Source organism: Aquibaculum arenosum (assembly GCF_029222965.1).
GTDB lineage: Bacteria > Pseudomonadota > Alphaproteobacteria > Kiloniellales > DSM-21159 > Aquibaculum > Aquibaculum arenosum.
Map to the genome: position 1 here is coordinate 174,018 of NZ_JARHUD010000001.1, position 19,769 is coordinate 193,786.

At 65.2% G+C, this 19,769-nt stretch carries 17 protein-coding genes; 11 read left to right on the forward strand and 6 right to left on the reverse strand.

The features are described from left to right. Positions 1-178 precede the first annotated feature (178 nt). Positions 179-2,101: a molecular chaperone DnaK gene (dnaK, locus tag P2G67_RS00750; protein WP_275819061.1), complete on the reverse strand. Its 1,923-nt coding sequence runs from the start codon at positions 2,099-2,101 to the stop codon at positions 179-181. Positions 2,102-2,359: 258 nt separating this feature from the next. On the opposite strand from dnaK, the gene P2G67_RS00755 reads away from it, so the two are divergent. After that, positions 2,360-2,623: a hypothetical protein gene (locus tag P2G67_RS00755; RefSeq protein ID WP_275819063.1), complete on the forward strand. Its 264-nt coding sequence runs from the start codon at positions 2,360-2,362 to the stop codon at positions 2,621-2,623. Next, the gene (locus tag P2G67_RS00760; protein ID WP_275819065.1) at positions 2,620-3,495 is read left to right on the forward strand and encodes a DUF1848 domain-containing protein; all 876 of its coding nucleotides are present in this window, start codon (positions 2,620-2,622) and stop codon (positions 3,493-3,495) included. Before P2G67_RS00755 ends, P2G67_RS00760 begins: the two co-directional genes overlap by 4 nt. Positions 3,496-3,507: 12 nt before the next feature. Here P2G67_RS00760 and P2G67_RS00765 read toward each other — a convergent pair whose 3' ends face one another. From P2G67_RS00765 to P2G67_RS00775, 3 genes are all read right to left on the reverse strand, one after another. Further along, positions 3,508-4,101, reverse strand: coding sequence for a GNAT family N-acetyltransferase (locus tag P2G67_RS00765; protein WP_275819067.1), 594 nt, complete (start codon positions 4,099-4,101; stop codon positions 3,508-3,510). 72 nt (positions 4,102-4,173) lie between these two features. Then, on the reverse strand, positions 4,174-7,362 hold the full coding sequence (locus tag P2G67_RS00770) for an efflux RND transporter permease subunit (protein WP_275819069.1): 3,189 nt from the start codon (positions 7,360-7,362) through the stop codon (positions 4,174-4,176). Then, positions 7,362-8,525, reverse strand: coding sequence for an efflux RND transporter periplasmic adaptor subunit (locus P2G67_RS00775; RefSeq protein WP_275819071.1), 1,164 nt, complete (start codon positions 8,523-8,525; stop codon positions 7,362-7,364). The genes P2G67_RS00770 and P2G67_RS00775 overlap by 1 nt, the downstream gene beginning before the upstream one ends. Positions 8,526-8,768: 243 nt before the next feature. Between P2G67_RS00775 and trpB the strand changes: the two genes are divergently transcribed. The 6 genes from trpB (at position 8,769) to P2G67_RS00805 (ending at position 13,722) form a co-directional block, all read left to right on the forward strand. Then, positions 8,769-9,983, forward strand: a complete 1,215-nt coding sequence (gene trpB, locus P2G67_RS00780) for a tryptophan synthase subunit beta (RefSeq protein ID WP_275819073.1) — start codon at positions 8,769-8,771, stop codon at positions 9,981-9,983. Then, positions 9,983-10,831, forward strand: coding sequence for a tryptophan synthase subunit alpha (trpA, locus tag P2G67_RS00785; protein ID WP_275819075.1), 849 nt, complete (start codon positions 9,983-9,985; stop codon positions 10,829-10,831). Before trpB ends, trpA begins: the two co-directional genes overlap by 1 nt. Beyond that, positions 10,828-11,844, forward strand: a complete 1,017-nt coding sequence (gene accD / locus P2G67_RS00790; protein ID WP_275819077.1) for an acetyl-CoA carboxylase, carboxyltransferase subunit beta — start codon at positions 10,828-10,830, stop codon at positions 11,842-11,844. The genes trpA and accD overlap by 4 nt, the downstream gene beginning before the upstream one ends. Further along, the gene (locus P2G67_RS00795; protein ID WP_275819079.1) at positions 11,828-13,126 is read left to right on the forward strand and encodes a bifunctional folylpolyglutamate synthase/dihydrofolate synthase; all 1,299 of its coding nucleotides are present in this window, start codon (positions 11,828-11,830) and stop codon (positions 13,124-13,126) included. Before accD ends, P2G67_RS00795 begins: the two co-directional genes overlap by 17 nt. A 74-nt stretch (positions 13,127-13,200) precedes the next feature. Further along, entirely contained in the window at positions 13,201-13,512 is a 312-nt protein-coding gene (locus P2G67_RS00800) for a hypothetical protein (RefSeq protein ID WP_275819081.1), read from the forward strand. Positions 13,513-13,560: 48 nt separating this feature from the next. Next, positions 13,561-13,722, forward strand: a complete 162-nt coding sequence (locus P2G67_RS00805) for a hypothetical protein (protein WP_275819083.1) — start codon at positions 13,561-13,563, stop codon at positions 13,720-13,722. A 187-nt stretch (positions 13,723-13,909) separates the two neighbouring features. Here the strand turns inward: P2G67_RS00805 and P2G67_RS00810 are convergent, their stop codons facing one another. Together P2G67_RS00810 and P2G67_RS00815 are read right to left on the reverse strand one after the other, a co-directional pair. Continuing rightward, on the reverse strand, positions 13,910-15,043 hold the full coding sequence (locus P2G67_RS00810) for an alanine racemase (RefSeq protein WP_275819085.1): 1,134 nt from the start codon (positions 15,041-15,043) through the stop codon (positions 13,910-13,912). Between the two features lie 24 nt (positions 15,044-15,067). Continuing rightward, on the reverse strand, positions 15,068-16,600 hold the full coding sequence (locus tag P2G67_RS00815) for an acyl-CoA carboxylase subunit beta (protein ID WP_275819087.1): 1,533 nt from the start codon (positions 16,598-16,600) through the stop codon (positions 15,068-15,070). Between the two features lie 344 nt (positions 16,601-16,944). Here P2G67_RS00815 and P2G67_RS00820 point away from each other — a divergent pair, with 344 nt between their 5' ends. From P2G67_RS00820 to P2G67_RS00830, 3 genes are all read left to right on the forward strand, one after another. Continuing rightward, positions 16,945-17,997, forward strand: coding sequence for a type III polyketide synthase (locus tag P2G67_RS00820; RefSeq protein WP_275819088.1), 1,053 nt, complete (start codon positions 16,945-16,947; stop codon positions 17,995-17,997). Then, positions 17,994-18,500, forward strand: coding sequence for an isoprenylcysteine carboxyl methyltransferase family protein (locus tag P2G67_RS00825; RefSeq protein ID WP_275819090.1), 507 nt, complete (start codon positions 17,994-17,996; stop codon positions 18,498-18,500). The genes P2G67_RS00820 and P2G67_RS00825 overlap by 4 nt, the downstream gene beginning before the upstream one ends. 176 nt (positions 18,501-18,676) lie before the next feature. Beyond that, on the forward strand, positions 18,677-19,756 hold the full coding sequence (locus tag P2G67_RS00830) for an AI-2E family transporter (RefSeq protein ID WP_275819092.1): 1,080 nt from the start codon (positions 18,677-18,679) through the stop codon (positions 19,754-19,756). Positions 19,757-19,769: the final 13 nt, after the last annotated feature.

The following is a 19,769-nucleotide window of genomic DNA, read 5'->3' on the forward strand; positions in this document are numbered from 1 at the left end:
GTGCTTCCCCAGGAGGCCGCTCGCCCGGCCCCACCTTGTGGTATGAGAACGGCGCTGTTCTCACCCTCTCCATTTCGGGGGCCCTGCCCAGGACCGGCCCGAACGCGACTGCCCTAACGGGCAACGGCCCACGCAGTTTTCCGCTGCGTGGGCCGGCTAATGCACCGATTGCTCGGCGTCAGGCGGACTTGCCCTTTTTGTCGTCGTCGACCTCTTCGAAGTCGGCATCGACGACACCTTCATCGGCCTGGGACGAACTGCTGGGGCCTTCGCCGCCATCGGCAGCCTCGGCACCCGCCTCACCCTGCTGGTACATGGCGGCGCCCAGCTTCATGGAGGCCTGCGCCAGGGTTTCGGTCTTGGCCTTGATGGCCTCGAGGTCGTCCCCGTCCTTGACGCCCTTCAGGTCGTTGAGCGCCGTCTCGACCTCGGCCTTGTCTTCCGGGGACACCTTGTCACCGGCATCGGCCAGGGTCTTTTCGGTGGCGTGCACCAAGCTGTCGGCCTGGTTGCGCGCCTCCACGAGCTCACGCTTGCGCTTGTCCTCCTCGGCGTGGGACTCGGCTTCCTTGACCATCCGCTCGATGTCGTCATCCGACAGGCCGCCGGACGCCTGGATGCGAATGGCCTGCTCCTTGCCGGTGGCCTTGTCCTTGGCCGAGACGTTGACGATGCCGTTGGCGTCGATGTCGAAGGTGACCTCGACCTGCGGCACGCCGCGGGGTGCCGACGGAATGCCGACCAGGTCGAACTGACCCAGCAGCTTGTTGTCGGCCGCCATCTCGCGCTCGCCCTGGAAGACCCGGATCGTCACCGCCGTCTGATTATCCTCAGCGGTCGAGAAGACCTGGCTCTTCTTGGTCGGGATCGTGGTGTTGCGCTCGATCAGCTTGGTCATCACGCCGCCCAGGGTCTCGATGCCCAGCGACAGCGGGGTCACGTCGAGCAGCAGGACGTCCTTGACCTCACCCTTGAGCACGCCGGCCTGAATGGCTGCACCGATGGCCACCACCTCATCCGGGTTCACGCCACGATGCGGCTCCTTGCCGAAGAAGTTCTTCACAGTCTCGAAGACCTTCGGCATGCGGGTCATACCGCCGACCAGGATCACGTCGTCGATCTCACCGGCCGACACGCCGGCATCCTTAAGCGCCGCCTTGCAGGGGCCCAGCGTGCGCTCGACCAGATCACCCACCAGGGCTTCCAGCTTGGCGCGCGTCAGCTTGATGTTGAGATGCTTCGGGCCGCTCTGATCGGCTGTGATGAAGGGCAGGTTCACCTCGGTCGACTGGCTGGACGACAGCTCGATCTTCGCCTTCTCGGCGGCCTCCTTGAGGCGCTGCAGTGCCAGCTTGTCCTGGCGCAGGTCGATGCCCTGCTCCTTGTGGAACTCGTCGGCCAGGTAGGTGATGATCTTGTTGTCGAAGTCCTCACCGCCCAGGAAGGTGTCGCCGTTGGTCGACTTCACCTCGAAGACACCGTCGCCGATCTCCAGGATGGAGACGTCGAAGGTGCCGCCACCAAGGTCGTAAACCGCGATGGTGCCGGTCTTCTTCTTCTCCAGGCCATAGGCCAGCGCTGCTGCCGTCGGCTCGTTGATGATGCGAAGCACCTCGAGGCCGGCGATCTTACCGGCGTCCTTGGTGGCCTGGCGCTGAGCGTCGTTGAAGTAGGCCGGAACGGTGATGACCGCCTGTTCCACTGTCTCACCAAGATAGCTCTCAGCCGTTTCCTTCATCTTCTGAAGGATGTAGGCCGAAATCTGGCTCGGGCTGTAGGACTTGTCCTTCACCTCCACCCAGGCATCGCCGTTCGAGCCTTCGACGATCTTGTAGGAGACGAGCTTCTTGTCCTTCTCCACGGTGGAATCGCCGTAGCGCCGTCCAACCAGGCGCTTGATAGCAAACAGCGTGTTCTCTGGGTTGGTCACGCTCTGGCGCTTTGCCGGCTGGCCAACCACGATGCCGTCGTCGGTGAAACCCACCATGGACGGGGTTGTGCGCGTGCCTTCTGCGTTCTCGATAACGCGGGCATTCTTCCCGTCCATTACCGCAACGCAGGAGTTGGTCGTGCCAAGGTCGATACCAATGACTTTGCTCATGTGCTTCCTCTTCGTTCGGCAGAACCGTCTCTGACGGCCTCAACTGAGCACCGTACTGCGGTCCCCATCATCACACTTCGTCGTAAGGTGGCGCGGCACACCGCGCTCGCGATCTTTGCCAGCCTGAGCGCCAGCGGGACGCTTCGGTCCTGCCGGCGTCGGCGTCGAATGGGTATATAAGAAGCAAGCGATCACCTACAAGCCGTGAGGTTTACACGCTGCTTGCACCGGAGAATTGCGTCGGCCACATTCCCGGTCATGTTCTATCGTCGCGACCGAGAACCGCTGCCACGCGATGGCATCCATCTGGCCATCATGATGCTGCTCGGCTTCAACGTGGTGCTCGGAGTCGCCTTGATGCTCCTGGGTGGCGAATTCTGGGACGATCCCGGCGTGAGCCGCTTCGGCTCTTGGCTGGCGCTGCTCAGTGCCGGGTTCTACATTTTCTTCCGCTGGTTCCAGCGGCGCGAAGCGCAGCGCCGGCAGCAGGACGGGGAGGGAGGCGACAGCGCCGGGCAATGATCGTCTCGGCCAGCTATCGCAGCGACATCCCCGCCTTCTACGGCCAGTGGTTCCTGGAGCGCCTGCGCGCCGGAGAGGTCGCCTGGCGCAATCCCTACAGCGGCGCGGTGCACCGCCTGCCGCTCACCTGCGAAGCGGTCGAGGGCTTCGTCTTCTGGACGCGCAACCCGACGCCCTTCCTGCCGGTCCTGAAGGAGCTGGCCGAGGCCGGTTGGCCCTTCGTGCTGCAGGTCACCATCACCGGCTATCCACGGGCCCTGGAGGCCTCGGTGCCGGCGCCGGAGCGTGTGCTGCCGGCGCTGCAGGAGATCCGGCGGCGCTACGGTCCGCACTGCCTGGTCTGGCGCTACGATCCGGTTTTCCTCAGCGACCTGACGCCGCCGAACTTCCACCGCGCGCAGCTTGCTGAGTTGGCTGAACGGTTTGGCGGGTTGAGCGACGAGGTGGTCTTGTCCTTTGCCCAGATCTACGCCAAGACCCGGCGTAACAGCGATGCCGCTGCCCGGCGGCACGGCTTTGACTGGACCGATCCGCCGGCGGCGGAAAAGCAGGCGCTGCTGGGGGACCTGGGCGGCATCGCCCGCGCACAGGGTTTTCGTCCAACGCTCTGCAGCCAGCCGGACTTGTTGGGTGCCGGCCTGGAGCCGGCGCGCTGCATCGATGCTGAGCGGCTGTCTGCTGTGGCCGGGCGTCCAATCGCCGCGCGCAAGAAGGGCAATAGGCCGGGCTGCCTCTGTGCCGAAAGCCGCGACATCGGTGCCTACGACACCTGCCCGCATGGCTGCGTCTATTGTTACGCGGTGCGCGCGCCGCAACTGGCCAAGACCAAGCATGCGGCACAGGACCCAAAGGTCGAGTTGCTCGGCGGTTGATCGGCTTTTGCGTCAGATGATTGGAATATGCGGCGCCGAGTCGCGCGGGGCCTTGCCGATCAGGCGCGGGTCGTCCGCCACCTCCACCTGTCGGGCATAGGGACGAAAGCCGCTGCGGCAGTAGAAGGCGAGGGCTTGCGGGTGATCCAGGGTGCAGGTGTGCAGCCAGAGCCGCTGGATCGGTTGCTCCCAAGCCAATTCCAGCGCCCGATTCATCAGCCAGCGCCCGGCGCCCTGACCGTGCAGGCTGCCGGCCAGGCCGAAGAAGGCGAGCTCGCACTCGCCTTCCTGGCGAAAGTCCAGTTCCAGCAGCCCCATGTCCCTGCCATCGGCTTCCAGCGCATAGAAGGCAACGCCCGGATCGCGCAGCACAGCGTCCAGCTCCGACTCGGGAATGACCAGGCGGGAAAACCAGAGCCAGTCCTCCCCCACGCGCCGGTAGAGAGCGCGGTACCAGTCACCGTCGGGCTGGGCTACACGTCGCAGGTGCCAGGGCGCCGGCGTCGGCTCGGGGCGCGGCTCAGGCCGGGCGCGCATCTCGAGATAGGTCACGACCGCCGCGATCTTGCCGGCGGGGATGTCATGGAAGCCGTCGGAGAGGCTCATGCGGTTCGCAGGTCCGTGTTCGCTGTGGATGTTTTCTGTTCCCGGTCCGCATAGCGCGGCTGAGGGCCAGCGTCACCCCTCGCCGGGAGCGATTTCGCCCGCTTCCTCGCCCGCTGCCTGGGTCGCCTCCTGTTTCTGCGCCCGCTTTCTGCCGCCCGGGCGCCATTCAGCCAGATGCGCCGCCACGGCGTAGAGGTTGGGGATCACAAAGAGCCCGACCAGCGTCGCCGCCAGCATGCCACCCAGCACGGTGATGCCCACCGGCACCCGCGCGCCGGCCCCGGCACCGGTGGAGAGCACCAGCGGCAGCACGCCGAAGATGAAGGCCAATGCTGTCATCAGCACGGCGCGGAAGCGCTGTTCGGCACCATTACGGGCCGCTTCCAGGATCGAATGGCCCGCCTCGCGCTGACTCTTGGCGAACTCGACGATCAGGATGGCGTTTTTGGATGCCAGTCCGATGAGCAGCACCATGCCCACTTGGGCGTAGAGGCTGTTCTGCAGCCCAACCAGCGTCAGCGCCCCCACCGCGCCGAAAAGCGCTATGCCCAGCGAGAAGATGATCGAGAGCGGCAGCATCCAGCTTTCGTACTGCGCCACCAGGAAAAGGTAGGCGAAGATCAGGGCCAGGGCGAAGATGAAGACTTCGGTGCCCGCGGTCTGGGTCTCCTGCAGCGACATCCCCGACCACTCGAAGCCGTAGCCTTCCGGCAGGACCTCGGCGGCGGTGCGCTCGAAGGCGGCCATGGCATCGCCGGTGCTGGCGCCGGGCGCGGTCTGGCCGTTGATCGAGGGCGAGACCATCAGGTTGTAGCGCGGGATGATGTAGGGGCCGAGCACCGTCGTCACGGACACCACGCTGCGCAGCGGCACCATGTCGCCGTTGGTGCTGCGGGCATAGAGCCCCATGATGTCCTCGGCGTCGCTGCGGTAGTCGGCTTCCGCCTGCAGCTTCACCTGGTAGACGCGGCCGTCCATCGTGAAGTCGTTGACGTAGCGCGAACCGAAGTGCGCGCCGAGCGTGGAGTAGATTTGCCCGACGCTCAGGCCCAGCAACTGCGCGCGGTCACGGTCGACGTTGACGAAGAGTTGGGGCACGTCGGCGTTGTAGGTGGTGGAGGCGCCGCCGATCTCCGGCGCCTGATTGACGGCGCCCAGGAAGGAGCGGGCGACCTGCGCCACCTCCTCCGGCGGCTGACCGCGCAGGGCTTGCAGCCGGAAGTCCAGGCCGCCCACGGTGCCGACGCCCGGGATGGGCGGCGGCACGAAGGCCATGATGTTGGCGCCTGGCATGGTGAAGAACTGGCTTTGCAGGCCCATGATCATGTCGCGGAGATTGATGCCCGCCTCGCCCCGTTCCTCCCAGGAGTCGAGCGAGGCGATGGCCATGCCGCTGTTGGGGGTGACGGTGCTTTGCAGCATGCTGTAGCCGGCCACCGAGATGACGTTCGCAACGCCTTCCGTCTCGCCCAAAAGCGCCTCGACGCGGTGCACCACCTCCTGCGTTCGGTTCAGCGAGGCGGCGTCGGGAAGCTGGATCTCGACGAAGATCGCCCCCTGGTCCTCGTTGGGCAGGAAGGTGGACGGCAGGCTGGTGAACATCAGGTAGGCGCCGACGAAGGCGGCCGCCAGCACGCCCAGCGCGATGTAGGGCGCGCGCAGCAGCCATCCCACCACCCGGCCATAACCGTTCCGGGTGGCGTCGATGCCGCGGGCGAACCAGCCCAGCGGTCCGCGGCGATAGCCCTGTTTGGCCGGCCGCAGCAGCGTGGCCGCGAGCGCTGGGCTGAGCGTCAGCGCCACCAGGGCCGAGACCACCAGGGAGGAGGAGAGGGTGACGGCAAACTGCCGATAGAGCTGTCCGGTGATGCCCGGCAGGAAGGCCGTGGGCAGCACCACCGCCAGCAGCACGAAGGTGGTGGCGATGATGGGTCCGGTGATCTGGCTCATGGCCCTGCCGGTGGCCTCGGCGACGCCCATATCCGGATGCTCTTCCAGCACGTGCTGGACGTTCTCCACCACAAGAATCGCGTCGTCCACCACCAGGCCAATGGCCAGCACCAGGGCCAGCAGCGTCACGGTGTTCGCCGAATAGCCCAGGGTGAGCAGTATCGCCATCGCACCCAGGAGCGACACGGGTATCGCCAGCGCCGAGATCAGCGTGGCGCGCCAGTCCTGCAGGAAGAGGAAGGTGATAATGAGGACGATGACGAAGGCCTCGATCAGCACCTCGACGATCTGGTCGACGCTGGTACGTACGAACTGGGTGGCGTCGTAGACTACCTGATACTCGAGGCCCTCCGGGAAGGTGGTCGCTAGGCTTTCGAGCTCGGCCAGCGTCGCATCCGCAGTCGCGATGGCGTTGGCGCCCGGCGATTGCGAGATCATCAGCATCGCCGTTTCCTGCCCATTCAGCAGGGCGGTGGAGGAGTAGTCCTGCGCTCCCAGCTCCAGGCGGGCGATGTCGCCCAGGCGCACCACGGAGCCCTGATCGCCGGTGCGGATGACGATGCGCTCGAATTCTTCGGCCGTGCGTAGGCGTCCCTCGGCCACCAAGCTGTACTCGACGGCGGTGTTGGCGGGGGCCGGCTGCGCCCCGACCCGGCCCAGAGAGGCCTGGATGTTCTGGGCGCGAATGGCATCGGTGACGTCATCCGCTGTGATGCCCAGCGCGTTCATGCGTGACGGATTGAACCAGACCCGCATGGAGTAGTCGGACGCCCCAACCAGGGTTACGTCGCCCACGCCGTCGATGCGCTTGAGGGCGTCGATCACCTGCGAGGAGGCGAAGTTGGTGATTTCCAGTGAGGAGAGGCTGCCCTCGGGGGAGTAGAAGCCGAGTGCAAAGAGGAAGTCCGGCGAACTGGCCTGAACGGTCACGCCCTGCTCGGTCACCTCCTGGGGCAGCTGCGACATGGCCAGTTGCGAACGGTTTTGCACGTTGACCTGGGCGATGTCCGGGTCTGTGCCCACCTCGAAGGTGACCGACAGCGAGTACTGGCCGGCGTTCGTGCTGGTGGAGGACATGTAGATCATGTCCTCCACGCCGTTGATTGCCGTCTCCAGTGGCCCGCCAACCACGTCGGCGATCACCTCGGCGCTGGCGCCCGGATAGCTCGCCGAGACCTGGATGGTCGGTGGCGTGATGTCCGGATACTGCTGCACCGGCAGCACCTGGATGGAGATCAGGCCGGCAATCGCAATGACCAGCGATATCACCATCGCCAGCCGGTTGCGGGAGATGAAGATGTTGCGGCTCATCAGCCATCATCCCCCACCGGGCGGCCCTGGCTGGGTTGCACGGCGGCGCCTTCGCTCAGGCGCTGGACGCCCTGGGTGACCACGAGTTCCCCGCCTTCCAGCCCCTCAACCACCGCCCAACCGTCGGGCACCCGGGCGCCGGTCTCGATGCGCTGCTGGGTGACCGTGTCGTCGTCCTGCAGGATGTAGACATAGCGGCCGCTGCGGTCCTGCAGCACGGCGGACTGCGGCACCACCGGCAGCTCGCGCTGCTCGCCCTCCTGGATGTAGAGCGTGACGTTCTGGCCGGGCAGCAGCAGCCCGTCGGGATTCGGGAAGATCAGGCGGACCGGCACCGTGCCCGTGCGGGTGTCTACTTCGCTGGAGACATACTCGAGCCGCCCTTGATGGGCATAGTCTACGCCGTTGGGAAGACGCAGCCGCATCTGCAGCGCGTCCGACTCCAGCGTCCCGCCCGCGTCGACCACCTGCTGGCGCAGGGTGGCAAAGCGGTCGTCGGTGAGGGAGAAGCCCACGCGGATCGGATCGAGCTGGACGATGCGCGCCAGCGACCCTAAATCGGGCCCGACGAGGTTACCGTGGCTGAACTGCGACTGGCCGATCTGGCCGCCGATCGGTGCGTGGATCTGGGTGTAGGAGAGGTCCAGTTGCGCCGCGCTGACCGCCGCCTTGGCTGCCTCCACGTCGGCCTCGGCCATGGCGGCCGCCGCGCGCGCTTCGTCAAGGGAGGCTTGGGGTGAGGTGCCGCGATTCGCCAGTTCCTGAGTACGCGCCAGCGTGCGCTGGGCCTCGTCCGCTCCCGCTTCGGCGCGGGAAAGCTGGGCCTGGGCGGAGGAGAGCTGCGCGTCGTATTGATCGGGTTCAATGATGAAAAGCAGATCCCCTTCTTCGACCCTTTGACCGGGTGCGAAGGAGACTTCCTGTAGGAAACCCTGCACCCGGGCGCGCAGGTCGACGGCCTCGATGGCCTCCACCTGGCCCAGGAACTCTTCCGGGTGGTCGATCACCTGCACCTCGATGGGTTGGACCACCACCGCAGGGTTCGGCATCTCCAGACCAGGCATCTGGGCCGCCGCAGGCTGCGCCAGGCCGCAGGCAGCCGCGAGTGCCAGGACGCAGGTTGCGGCTTTTCCCCATCGAGTCAGCTTTTTCTTGTGGTTCATGGCCGCTGCCGGTCGCCCCCCCTTTGTCGCTGCCTGCCCTGGATGGATTATCGTTCTCCAGTGCCACTTTAGCGTAGCACTTGCACTGCGGGCGCCAACAGATTTCTGAGGTGGGATCGGGCGCATTTTCGATAGCCTGGCGCGGCACGCCGGGGCGCCGGAAACACCCACACACAGGCTGCGTTGCGCGGCAGGCCCGCTTGCGGCAGAGTGCGCCGCAATGCACAGCAGGTTCCGGAACCCATGACAGACGCCCTCAACACCTATCGGTCCGGCCCGGACGAACGCGGCCATTTCGGCACTTTCGGCGGACGTTTCGTGGCCGAAACTCTGATGCCGCTCATCCTCGAGGTCGAACAGGCCTATGAGGAGGCCCGGCGCTCGGATGACTTCAAGCGGGAGCAGGACTACTTCCTGACCCACTACGTCGGACGGCCCAGCCCACTCTACTTTGCCGAACGGCTCACCGAGGAACTCGGCGGCGCGAAGGTCTACTTCAAGCGCGACGAGCTGAACCATACCGGCGCGCACAAGATCAACAACACCATGGGCCAGATCCTGCTGGCCCGGCGAATGGGCAAGACCCGGATCATCGCCGAGACCGGCGCTGGACAGCACGGCGTGGCCACCGCCACGGTCTGCGCCCGCTTCGGCCTGCCCTGTGTGGTCTACATGGGCGCCACGGACATGGAGCGGCAGAAGCCAAACGTCTTTCGCATGAAGATGCTCGGCGCCGAAGTGATTCCGGTCACCAGTGGCACCGGCACCCTCAAGGATGCGATGAACGAGGCGCTGCGCGACTGGGTCGCCAATGTGGAAAGCACCTTCTACATCATCGGCACCGCTGCCGGCCCGCACCCCTATCCCGCCATGGTACGCGACTTTCAGTGTGTGATCGGAGAGGAGACCCGGCGCCAGCTTCACGAAGCTGAGGGGCGGCTGCCGGACACGCTGGTGGCCTGTATCGGCGGAGGCTCCAACGCCATTGGCCTGTTCCATCCCTTCCTGGATGAGCCAGATGTGCGCATGGTGGGTGTGGAAGCGGCCGGACACGGCATTGCCAGTGGCGAGCATGCAGCATCCCTGAATGGCGGGCGTCCGGGCGTGCTGCACGGGAACCGCACCTATCTGCTCCAGACTGATGATGGGCAGATCGTCGACGCCTACTCGATTTCTGCCGGCCTCGATTATCCCGGCATCGGCCCGGAGCACTCCTGGCTGCACGAATCGGGCCGCGTCGACTATGTCGCCGTCACCGACGACGAGGCCATGGAGGCCTTCAAGCTCTGTACGCGTACGGAGGGGATCATTCCGGCGCTGGAACCGGCGCACGCTCTGGCGCAGGTGATGAAGATGGCGCCGGACCTGCCGCGCGATCATCTGCTGGTGATGAATCTCTGCGGGCGCGGTGACAAAGACGTCTTTGCTGTGGCCGAGCGTTTGGGAGTGTCTCTGTGATGGCTGCCACCCGTACCGCACCCAGCCGGGTGGAGAAGCGCTTTGCTGCCCTGAAGGAGGAAGGTCGCTCCGGACTGGTCACCTTCGTCACTGCCGGCGACCCGGACATGGACACCAGCTGGGAGATCCTGAAGGGGCTTCCCGCGGCCGGCGCCGACATTATCGAGATCGGCATGCCCTTTTCGGATCCCATGGCCGATGGCCCGGCAATCCAGGCCGCCTCGCAGCGCGCGCTAAAAGGCGGAGCAACGCTTGCCAAGACCCTCGACCTGGTGCGTCGCTTTCGGCAGGAGGACGCCGCAACGCCGATCATCCTGATGGGCTATTACAACCCGATCTACTCCATGGGGCCGCAGCGCTTCATCGAGGAAGCCGTGGCTGCGGGCGTGGATGGTCTGATCATCGTCGATTTGCCGCCCGAAGAGGATGATGAGCTCTGCGATCCCGCCGTTGCCGCAGGGCTGCACTGGATCCGCCTGGCCACACCGACCACCGATGACAAGCGCCTGCCCAAGGTGCTCGAGAACACCGGCGGGTTCCTCTATTACGTCTCTGTGCTCGGCATCACCGGTACGCGCTCGGCCCTGGCGGACCAGGTTGCCGCGGCGGTTGCGCGCTTCCGCCGCCATACCGACATTCCGGTTGCCGTCGGCTTCGGGATCAAGACGCCGGAGCAGGCGGCTGCCATCGGCAAGGTGGCAGACGCCGCCGTGGTCGGTTCGGCCATCGTGGGCCGCATCGAGGACTCGCTGGACCCGGACGGCAAGGCAACGGCCCAAACGGTGCCGGCAGCGCTGGATCTCGTCAGCGCTCTGGCTGGAGGAATGCGAGGTAAGGTTCCCGCATGAACTGGATAACCAACTATGTGCGCCCGAAAATCCGGGCGCTCGTGGCCCCGCGTGAGGACATCCCTGACAACCTCTGGGACAAGTGCACCTCCTGCGGCCACATGATTTTTCACCGTGAGCTCGAGGAACTGCTGCGCGTCTGCCCGAACTGCGGCCATCACATGCGCATCGGGCCGGAACGGCGCATGGAAGTGCTGTTCGATGACGGCGCCTACGAAAAGATCGAGTTGCCGCAAGCGCTGGCCGATCCCCTGAAATTCCGCGATCGCGAGCGCTACAGTGAGCGGCTGAAGAAGGCGCGCACTAAGACCGGGCAGCAGGATGCCATCCGCGTGGGCCACGGCCATATTGGCAGCCAGCCGGCGGTGGTTGCGGCTTTCGACTTCTCCTTTATGGGCGGCTCCATGGGGCTGGCCGTGGGCGAGGGGCTGGTCACCGCCGCGCGCGAGGCAGCGCGCCGCCGCGCTGCACTGATCGCTGTGCCGGCTTCGGGCGGCGCGCGCATGCAGGAAGGCATTCTCTCCCTCATGCAGATGCCGCGCAGCGTGATCGCGGTGCAGATGGTGCGTGATGAGGGGCTGCCTTACATTGTGCTGCTGACCGATCCGACCACCGGCGGCGTTTCGGCCTCCTTCGCCATGCTGGGCGATGTACAGATTGCCGAACCGGGCGCTGTGATCGGCTTTGCCGGGGCGCGGGTCATTGAGGAAACCATCCGCGAGACCCTGCCGCCGGGCTTCCAACGTGCCGAATACCTGCTGGAACACGGCATGATCGACATGGTGGTGCCGCGCAGCGAACTGCGTGAGACGATGGGGCGTCTCCTGGGGCATCTGATGAACAGCCCGGCAGTGCGTGGCACGGCGGCCCAGCCGGTCGCAGCCGCAACGCCGGCCGAGCCGTCCAAGGTCGATATTGCGGCTGAGGAGTCCGACCAGTCTGAAGCCGCAACTGCGGGCAACAAAGAGGCGGGCAAGAAAGACAAAGAGGCGGAGCGTGCCTCAGACGGTTGAGTCGTTGGGCAGCGACGCCGTTCTCGCCCGTCTCAACGCGCTGCATCCCAAGATCATCGACCTGTCGCTGGGACGCGTCGAGACGCTCCTGTCCACGCTCGGGCATCCGGAGCGGCGCCTGGCACCGGTGGTGCATATCGCAGGCACCAACGGCAAGGGCTCTGTTCTGGCCTATCTGCGGGCGATGCATGAGGCCGAGGGGCGGCGTGTGCAGGCCTATACCTCGCCGCACCTTGTGCGCTTCCACGAGCGCATTCGCCTGAGCGACGGCCTGATCGAGGAGCCAGCTCTGCTCGCGCTGCTCGAGGAGTGTGAGGCCGCCAACGGCGGTGCCCCGATCACCTTTTTCGAGATCACCACGGTGGCTGCGTTTCTCGCCTTCGCGCGCGAGCCGGCGGACCTGCTGCTGTTGGAAGTGGGGCTGGGTGGGCGGCTTGATGCCACCAATGTCATCGACACGCCGGCCTTGAGCGTGATCACCCCGGTCTCCATGGACCACACCCAATATCTGGGAGACAGCCTGGAGGCCATCGCGTTCGAGAAGGCGGGCATCTTGAAGCCCGGCGTGCCCGCGGTCGTGGGCCTGCAATCGCCCACGGCCCTGGCGGTGATCGAGGCGCGGGCGCGCGAGATTGAGGCACCCCTTTGGATTCAGGGTCGCGATTTCGAGGGCGCGGCCGGCGCGGATGCACTCACCTATCGCGACGAGGCGGGTGAAGTGGAGCTTCCTTTCCCCGCGCTACCGGGCGACCATCAGCAGCAGAACGCCATTCTGGCCATGGCCGCCGCCCGGCGCCTGGGCGATCTGGGGCCAAGTCTGGAGGCTTGCCGGCACGGGCTGACGCAAGCACGCTGGCCGGCACGCCTGCAGCAGCTCACACACGGCCCTCTTGTGGCACTACTGCCTGCCAACTGGAGCCTCTGGCTCGACGGCGGGCACAATGCGGCCGCTGCGGAGGCCTTGGCCGCCTGGCTCGGGCGTGACCGCAAGCCGCTGCGCCTGATCTACGGCATGCTCAACACTAAGGCGGCAGCCGACTTCCTGCGTCCCCTGGCGCCGCTCACTGAGCGGCTCGAGGCCATTGCAATTCCCGGCGAGCCGAACAGCCTCAGCCCCGAGGCTGCGGCCGAGCACGCCAGGGCCTGCGGGTTCGCGGCCACAGCCAGGCCGAACCTCGATGCTGCCATGGCCGCGGCGCTCGCCGACAGCGGGCCGGACGGCCGGGTGCTGATCTGCGGCTCGCTCTATCTGGCCGGCAAGGTGCTGGCGGAGAATGGATGACTGATCGAAGCGGCCCAACGTTACGCAAGGTGGTCGCTACGCAAGGGGGCCGATGAGTTGCTGGGAGGAGAATCGTGAGCGCAAGACGCAGCGCCTTGGACGGGCCGGCAGGGCGGGTCGGCGCGGCCGTTGTCCTGCTGCTGGTCATCGCCAGCCTGACGGCGATCCATTGGGAAGACCTGTTTGGCCCTGACCCTGCCGAGGTGGCGGCCGATGATCCGGTTGGCCGCTGCATCGCCGAGCGCAGCGCCGATATCGAGGCGATGATTGAGGAGAACCCCTCAATGGCTGGCCGGCGCGAGACGCTGCTCGCCCGGGTGCCTCCGATGTGCGAGGACATGCTGGGTTCGGGCGGCGGCAACGCTCCACCCTTGCCGGGACAGTAGCCGCCACCCATCTGTTAGGTGGATGGGGAACGTTCCAAGGAGATGGATATGACGACCAAAGATCCCGGCAAGAACGATCCCAAGAAGCCTCAGAACGAGAAAGACAAGCATCAAGAGGATGCGCTCGACGAAGCGCTGGATGAGAGCTTCCCCGCCAGCGACCCCCCTGCAGCCACCATCCCGCCCAAGCACCCACAAGGCGACAAGTAGGGCTGAGTCCTGCGACCGGGCTGCCCGCCTTTCCAAGTGGCCTAGTACCGATCATCTCAGAGCGCGATCGTGAAGCGATCGGGACTGAGACGTTGCTCCGGTCTCCCTCCTCAAAGTAGACCGAATTCACGCATTCAATCTGAACTCCGCACTGGTTCAGATTGGATGCGATCTGTCTTGCAGAGGCTTACCAGCCGTTCACCCTGTCCCACTGCTCGATGACGCGGCCGTCGCTGATCACCTCATAATGCGGGTAGGCGGCGGCGGTGATGCAGGCGTGGTTCGGCTGAATGCGAACGCGGCTGCCAATCGGTAGGCTGTCGTAGGGCAGCGTCCCGTCGGCGGTCGCGATCAGTCCGTGCTCCTGGTGCACCGATTCCACGTAGAGCCCGGGCAGCGGGCGGCCCCCGAGGTCGCAGACGCGGCCGTAGCCCACATCGGGAAAGAATTCCTGCGCGCTGACGTCCTTTGAGAGCGCCAGGGCGCCCGCATCGGTCAAGATGCGGCCGGTGCGGTGATTGTGGCCGATGACCGTGGCCAGCACGGTCAAAGCGATGTCCTCGGGCGCGCAGGAGCCGATGCCCACCTGATCTACGTCATTGAAGACATAAACGCCGGGGCGCATTTCCGTCAGGCCTTCGAAGCTGCGGGCGTGTACCGCGGTTGGAGTGGAGCCGGCGCTGACGATGGGGCACGGGAGGCCCGCGTCGCGCAGCCGCTGCGCGGCTAGAATAAGTCCTTGGCGCTCTTCCTCAGCCACGGCTGCGATCTCCTCGGCGCCGCGGCAGTGGTAGGAGTGGCCGGCGTGAGTCATGACCCCTGCCAGTTCAAGAGCAGGCTGAGCCTCGATTGCCCGCGCAACAGCGAGCAGATCGTCCGAGTCCGGAGCGACACCGGCCCGGCCGCCGCCGGTGTCCAGTTCCACCAGCACGCGGAACTGACTGTCCAGCTTTGCCGCCGCATCACCCAAGGACTTCGCAGCCGCAACGCTGTCGAGCACCAGGGTCAGCTTGGCCCCGTCGCGCTGGAGCGCGGCTGCGGCTGGGGCCTTACCGGGAACCATACCCACGGCATAGAGGATGTCGCTGAAACCGCCTTCCAGGAAATAGCGGGCTTCCGCCAGGGTGGAGACGGTCACCGCGCCGCTGTGTCCCTCGGTCGCCAGCTTGGCAACCGCCCGCGACTTCGCGGTCTTCAGGTGTGGACGCAGGTCGATGCCGGCAGCGCGCAGCCGTTCGCCCATGCGGGCGCAGTTGCGGGCCAGGATCTCCCGATCGAGCAGGAGGGCCGGGGTGTCCAGGGTCTCGAGACTGGTGTCCATGGGCCAGCGCTCCTTTCAGAACTCTTACAGCGGCATGTTGTCGTGCTTGCGCCAGGGATCCTCGAGCTTCTTGTTCTCCAAGAGCTTGAGGGCGCCGCAGATGCGCCGGCGCGTCCCGTGCGGCATGATTACGTCGTCGATGAAGCCGCGGCTGGCGGCGACGAAGGGATTGGCGAAGCGCTTGCGATATTCTTCGGTGCGCGCCTCCACCTTTTCCGGGTCGTTGGCATCCTGCCGGAAGATGATCTCCACCGCGCCCTTCGGCCCCATCACCGCGATTTCGGCCGTCGGCCAGGCATAATTGGCGTCGCCGCGCAGGTGTTTGGAACTCATCACGTCATAGGCGCCGCCATAGGCCTTGCGGGTGATCACCGTCACCTTGGGCACGGTTGCCTGAGCGTAGGCAAAGAGCAGCTTGGCTCCATGCTTGATGATGCCGTTGAACTCCTGGTAGGTGCCGGGCAGGAAGCCGGGCACATCCACGAAGGTGACAATGGGGATGTTGAAACAGTCGCAAAAGCGCACGAAGCGCGCCGCCTTGATGGCGCTGGCGATGTCGAGGCAGCCGGCCAGGACCATCGGCTGATTTGCGACGATGCCCACCGGCCGGCCGTCCATACGTCCGAACCCGGTGATGATGTTGGCAGCATAGTCGGGCTGCAGCTCGAAGAACTCGCCCTCGTCCACGACCTTATGGATCAGCTCCTTCATGTCGTAGGGCTTGTTCGGGTTGGGCGGCACCAGGGTATCGAGCGAAAAATCATCACGGTCGGCCGGGTCGCGCGTGGGGCGCAGCGGCGGCTTCTCGCGGTTGTTCAGTGGCACGAAGGACAGGAAGCGGCGCAGTTCCAGCAGCGCTTCAACGTCGTTCTCAAAGGCGCGGTCGGCCACGCCGGACTTTGTGGTGTGGGTGATGCCGCCGCCCAGTTCCTCCTGAGTGACGGTCTCGTGCGTGACCGTCTTCACGACATCCGGACCGGTCACGAACATGTAGGAGCTGTCCTGGACCATGAAGATGAAGTCGGTCATGGCCGGGGAGTAGACCGCACCGCCGGCGCAGGGCCCCATGATCATGGAGATCTGCGGGATAACGCCGGAGGCCTGGGCATTGCGCAGGAAAACGTCGGCATAGCCGCCGAGCGAAGCCACACCCTCCTGGATACGCGCACCACCGGAATCGTTGATCCCGATCACGGGCACGCCAAGCTTCATAGCCTGGTCCATGACCTTGCAGATCTTCTCTGCGTGGGTTTCCGACAGGGAGCCGCCGAAGACCGTGAAATCCTGGCTGAACACCAGCACCGGGCGGCCGTCCACCGTGCCATGGCCGGTGACCACGCCGTCGCCGGCGATCTTCTGTTCGTCCATGCCAAAGTCGACGCAGCGATGCTCGACGAACATGTCCCACTCTTCGAAGGAGCCTTCGTCGAGGAGCACGGCGATGCGCTCGCGCGCGGTGAGCTTGCCCTTGCGGTGCTGCGCTTCGATGCGCCGCTCCCCGCCGCCTAGGCGCGCCTGCTGACGACGTTCTTCAAGTTCCTGAAGGATTTCCTGCATCTAAGATCCCCTGAAGGTGCCCCGGATCGGCCAGGGTTTCCGCTGATAGCACGCACGACCGCCTCCGCCAAGCAAGCCCCCGCCTAAGAGATCGCTGACGTCTAACGGCCGATCATTCAGACATTGCTGCCGAAGAAGCCCCGCGGCTAACACGGCGCCATTGTACGCTGGCTGTGCCCATGTGAGGCAGTATCCTGGGTTGCAGGGTTTGCGCTTTCCCTGCTCGATCACGGTTTTGCGATCGAAAGACACATACAGGAACAAGGAACGTCGCATCGCGTTCCAGTAGGTCAAAGCGCGCTCCGGCACTTCCCTACAACAAGGCCTTGATGTTGGAGAATTTGATGTCGCATCAGGCCAGACTCCTTTCTGTCAGCTCCGCGGTGCCGCCCTACCGTGTCAACCAGAACGAAGCTGCAGAAACGGCTCGCCAGTTGTTTTCGGCGCGATACGAGGGTTTCGAACGTCTCGCGAAGGTCTTCGAAAGCTCGGGTATACTGCGGCGCTATCTTGTGCGGCCACTTGACTGGTATCTCAAGCCGCTGGGATGGGCGGAACGCAATGCTGCCTACCTCGACGGCGCCTGCTCCCTCTTTGTCGAAGCTGCGTCGCGAGCGCTTGCGGACGCAGGCCTTTCCGGAGCCGAGGTCGATACCGTCGTTACAGTATCCTCCACCGGAATTGCGACACCCAGTCTGGATGCTCGGGTGGCTGAACAGCTTGGTTTTCGCACCGGAATTGAATCTGTGCCGGTCTTTGGCTTGGGGTGCGCGGGCGGGGTCACTGGGATGGGCATTGGCGCGCGGCTCGCACAGTCGCGGCCGGGAAGCAGGGTGCTGGTGGTCGCGGTCGAGCTCTGTTCGGTGGCCTTTCGCCCCGACAAGCTGACCAAGGAAAACATTGTCGCCACTGCGCTGTTCGGTGATGGCGCCGCTGCCTGCGTTCTGGGCACACACCAAGAAGGGCAGACAAGCGTGGAACTGTCAGGCCAGCACACTTGGCCCGACACGCTCAGCATCATGGGCTGGAGCGTCGATGACACTGGCCTCGGTGTCATCTTTGACCGCGCCATCCCTCCCTTTGCCGAAACGCATCTTGGACCTGCTGTGAAGGGAATTTTGGCCCGGCACGGCCTTGAGATTGAAAACGTGGACAGGGTCGCCTGTCATCCGGGCGGCGCCAAGGTGATCACGGCGTTGGAACGCGCGTTGTCTCTCGAGCAAGGTGCACTCGATCATGAACGCTCGGTGCTTGCCGACTACGGCAACATGTCCGCGCCGACCGCACTCTTCGTGCTTGAGCGCTTGGTGAAGGCCGGATTACCACCACGAACGCTCCTCACTGCGATGGGGCCGGGGTTCACCGCAAGCTGCCTTTCCTTGCGGACCACTGCATGACGGGCGCCTCCCTCTTGCTGGCCCTCGTGACACTCGGGCGTTTGGTCGAGTTGTGGTTTTCGCGCAGGAACACGCGTAAATTGCTTGCGAGAGGGGCGATTGAGGTGGCGCCGGGGCACTATCCGGCAATCGTACTGCTGCATGTGTTATGGCTCGGCGCCCTTTGGCTGTTTGGGATGAACCAGCCGCTCAACCCCTTTTGGCTTGCGGGCTTTCTTGGTCTGCAGGTCGCACGGCTCTGGGTTCTGACAACACTTGGCTCCCGTTGGACAACGCGCATCATCGTTGTGCCTGGCGAGCGGTTGGTTGCTACAGGGCCGTACCGTTTCGTAAGGCACCCCAATTACGTTGTTGTGGTGGGCGAGATTGTGGTTCTGCCGCTGTGCCTGGGGCTGCCGTGGTTGGCGGTTGTCTTCACGCTGCTGAACGCCGCGCTTCTCATGATCCGCATCCGTGCGGAGAACGCAGCGCTGGATATGGTGCGCACGCAGAGGCCGAATTGACCCGCCGCGCGAGGGTTTGGGAGCTTCTGTACAGGGTATGTCCGTGACCTATCTGAGCGTGTAGGCTGGCGCCCATATCGCTAAGGCAACCTCGTCGAAAATCGCCGCCATCAGAATCTGGCTGCGTTCTTATGAGCCGGTAGCCTAAAGTGGTTGGTGGAAATGCTGGAGGATGAATGATGCTGCCGCGCGGCGCCTTGCCGCCCTTGCGCTGGCCTTTGGTCCTGTTGGGGTCGGTGCTGGTGGTTCTCACCCTCCAATGGACCCGGCCGGTCAGCCTGCCACTCGCCCTGGCGGTCTTCCTGATCGCATTGGCTTGGCCGGTGCAACTGTGGCTGGAGCGGCGTTTGCCGCGCTGGCTGGCCTATGTCGGGACCCTGCTCTGCGTTCTGACCTTTCTGACCGCCTTCGTCTGGCTGCTTTGGGCGGGTATCGGCCTGGTGGGGCAGGGCATGGTGCAGTATCGAGACTCCCTGGATCAAAGCTGGGGCGATCTCTTGCGCTGGGCGCGGCGCAATGGGGTCGCGCTACCGAACACCCAACTCGAGGATGTGGACATTGCGCCGCTGTTGAGTGTGCTGCGGGTCACCCTCGAGGAACTCTACAGCGCTGTAGGCCTGCTGGGCCTCACCCTGGTCTTTCTGCTGCTCGGGTTGCTGGAGGCGCGCGGTTTCGGCGCGAAGCTGCGCCGACTGCCGTCGGGCGCGGAGTTTCGCGCCGCTGCCGACGAGATCGGCCGCAAGTTCCGGCGCTACATGTTGGTGCGCACCTTCGTCAGCGTGGTGACCGGCGTGCTCACCTGGCTCTTCGCGCTGATCGTCGGACTGGAATTGGCTGTGACCTGGGGGCTTATCGCCTTCGTGCTCAACTACATCCCCTTCGTCGGCTCGATTCTGGCGATTGTGCCTCCGGTGATCTTCGCTGCCGTGCAGGCGGGGGACTGGTCCCTGCCGATCGTCACCTTCATCGGCATGGCGGCAATCCAGGTCACGATGGGCAACTATGTGGACCCGCGCCTGGAGGGGCGGGCGCTGTCCCTCTCACCCCTCGTGGTGGTGATCTCGATTTTCTTCTGGGGCCTGGTCTGGGGCGTGCCCGGAGCCTTCATTGGGGTGCCGCTGACGATTGGTCTGGCAACGGCCTGCGGGCGTTTCGAGAGCACGCAGTGGCTGACGCAGTTGCTGGGGCAAGCACCCGCGCCAGACTCGAGCGAGGAAGAGGCAGGCCGCGCCATGCAGCACCCACCGGAGCGGTGACGAGTCTCGAGGG